3 protein-coding genes and 2 pseudogenes are annotated in these 7,582 nt (G+C 63.0%); 1 reads left to right on the forward strand and 4 read right to left on the reverse strand.

Going from position 1 to position 7,582, the window contains the following annotated elements; genetic code table 11:
• Nucleotides 1–438: 438 nt before the first annotated feature.
• On the reverse strand, nucleotides 439–618 hold the full coding sequence (locus ACFWAY_RS52540; RefSeq protein ID WP_378458060.1) for a hypothetical protein: 180 nt from the start codon (nucleotides 616–618) through the stop codon (nucleotides 439–441).
• Between the two features lie 849 nt (nucleotides 619–1,467).
• Between ACFWAY_RS52540 and ACFWAY_RS52545 the strand changes: the two genes are divergently transcribed.
• Nucleotides 1,468–5,004, forward strand: coding sequence for a multifunctional oxoglutarate decarboxylase/oxoglutarate dehydrogenase thiamine pyrophosphate-binding subunit/dihydrolipoyllysine-residue succinyltransferase subunit (locus tag ACFWAY_RS52545; protein WP_378516365.1), 3,537 nt, complete (start codon nucleotides 1,468–1,470; stop codon nucleotides 5,002–5,004).
• 260 nt (nucleotides 5,005–5,264) lie between these two features.
• On the opposite strand, the pseudogene ACFWAY_RS52550 reads toward ACFWAY_RS52545, so the two are convergent.
• The 3 genes and pseudogenes from ACFWAY_RS52550 to lexA form a co-directional block, all read right to left on the reverse strand.
• Nucleotides 5,265–5,387, reverse strand: a pseudogene (locus ACFWAY_RS52550) (LexA family protein); the annotation flags it as partial.
• A gap of 36 nt (nucleotides 5,388–5,423) precedes the next feature.
• A protein-coding gene (locus ACFWAY_RS52555) for an IS3 family transposase (protein WP_378516364.1) occupies nucleotides 5,424–6,682 on the reverse strand; the annotation gives its coding sequence in 2 pieces (ribosomal slippage) (nucleotides 5,424–6,337 and nucleotides 6,337–6,682; 1,260 coding nt in all).
• A gap of 69 nt (nucleotides 6,683–6,751) precedes the next feature.
• Nucleotides 6,752–7,291: pseudogene (gene lexA / locus ACFWAY_RS52560) on the reverse strand (transcriptional repressor LexA); the annotation flags it as partial.
• Nucleotides 7,292–7,582 lie beyond the last annotated feature (291 nt).

The raw sequence follows: 7,582 nt of genomic DNA on the forward strand, positions 1-7,582 counted from the left end.
GAATGTGATCCTCAAGAAATCTCATTCTTTCACTACGGCAGGGCATTTCGCGTCTACGACCCGCGCTCGACTGCTATTGGATCGGCGCATCCAGGCTAAGTCGACCCAGGTATTTCGCGTAGTTGTCGAGTGTGCTCCTGGTTTGCCTACACATTCAGGCACCGCCAGCCTCACTTCCTCACCCGTCACAGCGGATACCACAGCGATCGGTCACGTCACGATGCGCTGCAGTGCCTTCGCCGAGTCGAGGATCACCGGGTGATTAGGCCCAGCGGTTCGACCCGCACCAGTTCGGGGCGCAGCCAACTGGCCGGCACCGACCACTGCAGGCGGTAATACGACCACCACGAAACCGCCTGCCACGCCCGCTCCCCGTATGCGGTCCCGTCTCCGATCAGATCCGATGCCCGCTCCCTCGGGTGACCGTCAGATTCCGGGTCACCACCTGCGTCGGGCGCGACCCAACCGCACCAACTGGGCAGGATCATCCAAATCGAGCACCCGCAGATCATCCGGCAACTCGAACAGCCCCAGCGCGTGCCGAGACTCCGGCAGCGAGGGACTCTCCACCGATGAACTCGAGGCCATGTAGGCGGCGAAGAATCGCTGGATGGTCATTGCAACGAAGGTTATCGATTCCCCGCCATGGCCGAGCCTCACGTAGTGCAGTGATCCCCCTCATCTTCGCGAATCCGACCATGACCGCGAGCAGATCGGCAGAGTTAGCGCGGGGGTTGCACAGGGCATAACGAACCGCGTCGTGGGCGGCTGGTCGCGTACAGGATGCCGGCGATCGTCCACTGCCGAAGCGCTGCTTGGTGCGCCGGTCGAGTGACATACCGCACACAACATTTTTGACTCACAGGTACAGAATCGTATTACGATGGGAGAATCGGAGCATCGGCAGATGGTTGAAGTTCGAGCCGGATGTCTTGGTAGACAGAGCCGTCGACCTGTTCTGACGCCAGGCATATTCCGGGACGACCACGGTGGAGCTGGTCAATGAGCGCGGCATCCGCACGCGCGGTCTCTCTCGCTCCTTCGGGAACAAGCACAACCTGCTCGGCCTGGCCCTGCGGTAATACAGCGCGGAGCACCTCGAGTCTCGGGCAGAGGGTTTGGAGGATGAAGGCCTGATGAGGCGAAGCCGAACGCCGCGGCGGCATGCCTGTCCCGCGTCGGTTCGAATGAACGAGGTTACTTCCTCGTCCTCTCCGTTGCGGAGCTGGGCCATGCCGACGAGTCGGTAACAGAGTCTGCGGCTGAGCCTTTCGACGGAATCCAGTCGGAATTCTGGGTCGACATCGAATCAGACTCGGCGACCGGCGAATTCGACTCCGAAGCGGCACGATCGAGCGTCTCTGACGTAGGTAGCCTCGCGTGAACCTCGTTTGGCCCCATGAAGACTCGACAAAAGAACATTGAATCGGACAGAAACAAAGTAGGAGATCGGCTGTGTCAATCAACGTGACCGAACCAAATACCACGACCGAGCCGTCGGCCGAACCCATTGCCAGTAACCCACAACCGGTTGCACGGACGACGTCGATCCCGCCGAACCCGGAGCCGGTGCCGGCGGACGCCCCGGTGGCCACGTTCCCTGAGCCACCGGCCGAACCGGCAGAGGGCAGATCCACTGCGGCCGCTATTCGCGGGATGGCCAGGTCTCTGGTCACCAACATGACCGCCAGCTTGAGTATTCCGACGGCCACGAGCGTCCGCACGATCCCAGCGAAGCTCATGATCGACAATCGCATCGTCATCAATAACCACATGAGGCGGGCACGCGGCGGCAAGATCAGTTTCACACACCTGATCGGCTGGGCGCTCGTACAGGCCCTCGAGGATTTCCCGAGCCAGACGGTGTCGTACGCCGAAGTGGACGGCAAGCCGTTCGCCGTGACGCCTGATCACGTCAACCTCGGAATCGCCGTCGACGTCGCGAAACCCGATGGATCACGTTTCCTTGTCGTCCCGAACATCAAGCGGGCGGACGAGATGAGCTTCGGTGAATTTCTGGGGGCGTATGAGGCTCTCATCGTCAAGTCGCGAAGCAACGCGTTGACTGTCGAGGATTTTGCCGGTACGACGCTGTCGCTGACCAACCCCGGCGGTATCGGGACAGAGCATTCGATCACCCGCCTGATGAAAGGTCAGGGTTGTGTGATCGGTGTGGGCGCTCTGGAATATCCGGCCGAGTTCCAGGGGTCCAGCGAACAGACCCTCGCCGATCTCACCATCAGCAAGACGGTCACCCTGACGAGCACCTACGATCATCGGGTCATCCAGGGCGCGGCTTCTGGGGAGTTCCTCAGGCGAGTCCACGAACTCCTGACCGGGCGGCATGGGTTCTACGAAGAGATCTTCGCGGCCTTGCGAATCCCTTATGCACCGATCCATTGGGCACCCGACATCAGGGTGGATCCGACGAGCGCGGTGGACAAGACAGCGCGTGTTCAGCAGCTCATCGATGCCTTCCGTACCCGCGGGCACCTGATGGCCGACATCGACCCGCTCGAGTACGTCCAGAGGTCCCACCCCGATCTGGACGTGGCCAGTCACGGGCTCACGTTCTGGGACCTGGACCGGGAGTTCGTCACCGGTGATTTCGGCGGCGACCAGCGGCAAATGAAGCTCCGCGACATTGTCGGTGTTCTGCGTGACGCCTATTGCCGAACCGTCGGCATCGAGTACATGCACATCCAAGATCCAGAACAACGCGCGTGGATCCAGAACAGGGTCGAGCTGCCCTATACGAAGCCGACCCACGACGAGCAGCTGCGGATCCTGGGCAAGCTCAATGAAGCGGAAGCCTTCGAGACGTTCCTCCAGACGAAGTACATCGGCCAGACGCGCTTCAGTCTCGAAGGGGGCGAGTCGACGATCCCCTTGTTGGACGCGATCATGCATGCGGCGGCCGAGAGTGGTCTCGACGGTGTGGCCATCGCGATGGCGCACCGAGGACGGCTCAGCGTGCTCACCAACATCGCAGGCAAGACCTACGGTCAGGTGTTCCACGAGTTCGAGGGAACTGACGTCTCGGACAACATCGACGGCTCCGGGGACGTGAAATACCACCTGGGTACCGAAGGTATCTTCAGCGGCGCAGACGGCGAGAAGATCCCTGTCTATGTCGGGGCGAATCCTTCTCATCTCGACGCGGTCGACGGCGTGCTCGAGGGCATTGTGCGTGCCCGGCAGGACCTGAGGCCGGCCGGTACGTTCCTGACCTTACCGATCATCATCCACGGTGACGCGGCGATGGCCGGCCAGGGGGTCGTCGGAGAGACCATGCAGATGTCACAGCTGCCCGGCTACCGCACGGGCGGCACGATCCGCATCAACATCAACAACCAGGTGGGCTTCACGACCCTGCCAGGTCAGGCACGGAGCTCGGTGTACTCGACGGACGTCGCCAAGACGATCCAGGCACCGATCTTCCATGTCAATGGTGATGACCCCGAGGCAGTCGTCCGAGTCGCAGAGCTCGCCTTCGCCTACCGTCAGACGTTCCACCGCGAGGTCGTCATCGACCTCATCTGCTACCGCCGGCGTGGCCACAACGAAGCCGACGATCCGTCGATGACACAGCCGCAGATGTACGACCTCATCGAGGCCAACCGCAGTGTCCGGACCCTCTACACGGAGGCACTGGTCGGGCGTGGTGACATCACCCTCGAAGAGTACGAGCAGGCCGACCTCGACTTCCGTAGTCGTCTCGAGAGCGCCTTCGCCGAGACTCACGCCGGACAACCCGGCCTCGTCCCGGTCTCCTCGACAAACACGATCGACGCACTGGAGAGGATGCTTGCTCCCGAACCCGAAGCAGCGAGGAGTCCCGAAGCCACCGGGGTGAGTCCCGACGTGATAGCTCTCGTGGGAGATGCCTTCAACAATCCGCCGGCAGGGTTCACCGTCCACACGAAGTTGCAACAGCTGCTCGACAAACGAGCGGAGATGAGCCGTAATGGGGACATCGATTGGGCCTTCGCCGAGCTCCTGGCATTCGGCTCGCTGTTGGTGGAGGGGACACCCGTTCGGCTGACCGGTCAAGACAGTCGCCGTGGCACGTTCGTCCAACGCCACGCAGTGCTTCACGACCGTGACAATGGTCAGGAATGGCTCCCGCTCACCAACATTGCCGAGGACCAGGGCCGGTGCTGGATCTACGACTCGCTGCTCAGTGAGTACGCCGTGACGGGATTCGAGTACGGCTACTCGGTGGAACGGTCCGACGCGCTGGTGCTGTGGGAGGCACAGTTCGGCGATTTCGTGAACGGCGCTCAGATCATCGTCGACGAGTTCATCAGCTCGGCCGACCAGAAATGGGGACAGCGGTCCTCGCTGGTACTGCTCCTGCCACACGGCTACGAAGGCAGCGGACCGGATCACTCCTCGGCGCGCATCGAACGCTTCCTACAGCTCTGCGCGGAGAACAACATGACGGTGGCGCAACCGTCGACACCCGCGTCGTACTTCCACCTCCTCCGACGCCAGGCATACGCGCGCCCCCGCAAGCCGCTCATCGTGTTCACCCCGAAGTCGATGTTGCGCATGCGCGGCGCGACCAGCGCCCTGTCCGATTTCACCGGCGGCACCTTCGAACCCGTCATCGATGATCAGCGGGCGATTGACAAGGCCGACGTCCGCCGCGTGCTGTTGGTGACCGGGAAGCTGTACTACGAGCTGCTCACCAGGCTCGCCAAGTCACCAGACCCGCAAATCGCGCTGGTGAGAATCGAACAGTTCTACCCGCTGCCCGAAGCAGAGCTGGCTGATGCCGTCGGCTCCTACCCCAACGCCGAACTGGTCTGGGTGCAGGAAGAGCCCAGAAACCAAGGCGCCTGGACGTTCCTTCTCAGCGAGCTCGGGACCATCGGCCCGCGGCGAATTCGCCTCGTGTCTCGCCCGGCCTCTGCCGCCCCGGCAACGGGTTCGAGCAAACGGCACGCCCAGGAACAGAGGACGCTCATCGATGAGGCGCTAGAGAAGTGGCGCGCTTGACGACAGCTGCCTGTTCACGAAATAGACACGGAGTACTACGTTTTGCAACAGTGGCAGCCGGTGCCCCGCATTGAACGTCGGTGGCCCCCGGGGGGCGGTTTGGTGCGAGGGCGTGGCTACTTGACCCGGTCGGCCAACACCCGACCGACATGAATTGCGGAAACCGACGGGCTACCAACACGCAATCGGGAAACCGACACGGAAGTGTGGAACGTCGCCGGCGGAGGGGGCGCGTTGCACCGTTCAGATTTGCACAGTCCTCAGATCCGGCGCATCACCGATACCACCTTGCCCAGAACGATTGCGTCGTCGCCGTCAATCACGGCATACGCGGGATTACGGGGCTCGAGGAAGACGTGGCCATCGCGGCGCCGCAGCACCTTGGGCCTTACCCCCGGCTTGTGGACACGGGTGGTGGATTACGCGGCGGATGCCAGCGTAGCGGTGTAGAGGGTCTCGTAGGTGTTCGGGGACCGGTGTCCGCACCAGGAGTGCCTCCTTCTGGTGTTGTAGCGGGTGACCCAGCGGAACACCTGGCGTCGGCATGTGGCCTCGTCGGGCCAGGTGTTCGCGTTCTGGAGGACTTCTCGTTTGAGGGTGGCGTTGAAAGATTCGGCGAGGCTGTTGTCGGCGCTCGTGCCGACCATGCCCATCGACTGGGTGACGCCGAGACGGTCGCAGAGGGCGGCGAAGTCCTTCGACGTGTACTGCGCACCGTGATCCGAGTGAAAGACGGCCCCGGCCAGTCCATTACGATCCTGGGCGGCGGCACGGAGGGCGTCGGCGACGAGGTCGGTGCGCATATGGTCGGCGATCGCCCAGCCGGCGAGCTTACGGGAGTAGCAGTCGATGACTGCCGCGAAGTACAGGTTGGCTCCGCCCTCGATCGGCAGATACGTGATGTCGCCGACGTAGATGCGGTTCGGTGCGTCGGCGGTGAAATCCCGCTCGAGCAGGTCGGGCACCTTCCGGTCGGCGAGTTCGGGGACGGTGGTCGTGACCCGTCGTCGGCGCCGGTAGCCGGCGATGTCGTTCTCGCGCATCACCCGGGCCACCCGCTTGTGGTTGACTTTTTCGTCCGCAGCAACACCGTCGTTGAGCTCGGCAGTGATCCTCGGGGCTCCGTAGGTGTTGTCCTCGGTGTGGATCACCCGGATTCGTGCGGCCAGCTGCGCGTCGTCCTCGGCGCGAGCGGCCCTTCCCGGCTCTGCGGATTTCCAGGCGTAGTAGGACGAGCGCTCGATCTCGACGAGCTCGCATAACCGCTTCACCTGATAGGTGTCGGAGTGGTCGGCGACGAAGCGGAAGCGGTTCACCATTTCGTCTCCCCGGCGAAATACTTGGCCGCCTGGCGGAGGATCTCGCGTTCGGTGGTGAGCTTGGTTGTCTCGGCTCGTAGGGCAGCGTTCTCGGCTTCGAGGCGGGTGAGTTTCTGCTCGACGGTCTCTGGTGCGTCACCCGCGCCCAGGCGCTGGCTGTGGGGCCGTGACGGGGTGTTCACCCGGGTGCCGTCGACGTGCGTTTTGGTGCCGGTCCCGTATTGGTCGATCCAGCCCGTCAGGGTGCCGCGCACGATCCCGGGATCAGCGGCGATCCCTCGAATCGTTGCTCCCGGCGTGGACTCGTACAACTCGACCGCCTGGCGCCGGAACTCCTCCGAGTAGTTCTTTCGTGACATGACTGAAGATCATCTCGCTTCCCCAGCAGGTGCTGGATTCAGCGTGTCCAAGAAACGGGGTCAAGGCCCCTTCACCGTGGCCTCGCCATCAATCATCGCGGCGACGATCTCGCCGGAATGAGCTTCGTCCTGGCGGCGCACCACAACGACATCGCCATCGCAGATCGCGGCGTCGATCATCGACTCGCCGCGCACCCGAAGCCCGAACACGGTTCCGGAGCCGACGAGTTCGCGAGGGAGCGTCAGCATCTCATCGGCGTGCTCCTCCGCCAGGATCGGTGCGCCTGCCGCGATGTCGCCGACTACCGGTACCGTCACATTGTTTTCGGACGAGCGACCTTGCTTCGCGGAGAGGAACGGGCGCACGTCCAATTGCCGAGCCATGGCCGTGCCCCTTCGGAGAAAGCCCTTTTCCTCGAGGCTCTTCAGATGCTTGGACACCGACGACGCTGACCGCAGGCCCACCGCGTCCCCGATCTGCCGGGTGCTCGGCGTGCATCCGTGTGCAGCCACGCAGTCCCGGATCGCTGTCAGAATCCGCTGCTGACGCGATGGCAGGGTGGAGGCATCGAGGCCACCGAACATGTCGAGATCGTCGTAATCGGTCACCGAAGAATCGTAGGGGGTGACGACAGCCCCCTCGAGCACGGTGTAGGCGTGCGAGCAGAAGCGGGGTCTCTAGTGTCCTGAGTTATTGATTCGTTGATTATTTTGGTATCATCGGGTGATGACACGCGCTGGTCGCCCGAAGGCGGAATTGGTTCTGTCCGATGTCGAGCGTGACACGCTGCTGGGTTGGGCTCGTCGCGCGAAGACGTCGCAGGCGTTGGCGCTGCGGGCGAAGATCGTGCTGGCGTGCGCGGAGGGCCTGACGAACAAGGATGTCGCTGCGAGACTGGG

The organism is Rhodococcus sp. NPDC059968, assembly GCF_042738615.1.
Taxonomy (GTDB): domain Bacteria; phylum Actinomycetota; class Actinomycetes; order Mycobacteriales; family Mycobacteriaceae; genus Rhodococcus_F.